The organism is Neisseria sp. HMSC31F04, from assembly GCF_001807735.1.
Lineage (GTDB): Bacteria > Pseudomonadota > Gammaproteobacteria > Burkholderiales > Neisseriaceae > Neisseria > Neisseria elongata.
The window spans coordinates 1-805 of record NZ_KV790779.1; the positions used below are offsets into that span (position 1 = coordinate 1).

1 protein-coding gene is annotated in these 805 nt (G+C 51.8%); it reads right to left on the reverse strand.

The window, feature by feature from the left end; translation table 11 throughout:
- The coding region (locus HMPREF3107_RS02370; protein WP_083284592.1) for an IS30 family transposase at nucleotides 1-805 on the reverse strand (805 nt) is incomplete at both ends.

Genomic DNA, 805 nt, shown 5'->3' on the forward strand with positions numbered 1-805 from the left:
ACAGATTCAAGAATAAAACACTTGGCGTTTCGTAGCCAAGTGTTTTTCTCGGCCGGCGGTTCAATTCATCTTGAACCCTGCGTATCTCCCGATCACTGATGTTTCGGAAATCGGTTTGTTTGGGGAAATATTGGCGGATGAGTCCGTTGGTGTTCTCATTCAGCCCTTTCTCCCAAGAATGGTAAGGGCGGCAAAAATAGTTTTCCGCCTTCAATGCTTTGGCTATTTTGGTGTGTTGGTAGAACTCTTTGCCGTTATCCATGGTGATGGTGTGCACCCTGCCTTTATGTGCCTTTAATGCCCTAACGGCTGCCCGGGCAGTGTCTTCGGCTTTGAGGCTGTCCAATTTGCAGATGATCGTGTAGCGGGTAACGCGTTCGACCAAGGTCAGTAATGCGCTTTTCTGATCTATGCCGACGCGGTTGGGCACTTTGCCCCTGGTCCATGTGCTGCCGTAGCGTTTGCGGTAGGGTTTGCTGCATATTCTGAGGTGTTGCCACAAGGTGCCGCCGTTGCTTTTGTCTTGGCGGAGGTAGCGGTAAATGGTGCTGTAATGGAGTGTGATTCGATGGTGTTTGCGCAGGTAGGCGCATACTTGTTCGGGACTGAGTTTGCGGCGGATAAGGGTGTCGATGTGCTGAATCAGCTGCGAATCGAGCTTATAGGGCTTTCGCTGGCGCTGTTTGGTAATCCGGCTTTGCCGTTGTGCTTTTTCGGCGCTGTATTGCTGCCCTTGGGTGCAGTGCCGTCTGATTTCGCGGCTGATGGTGCTTTTGTGGCGGTTAAGCTGTTTGGCGATTTCGGC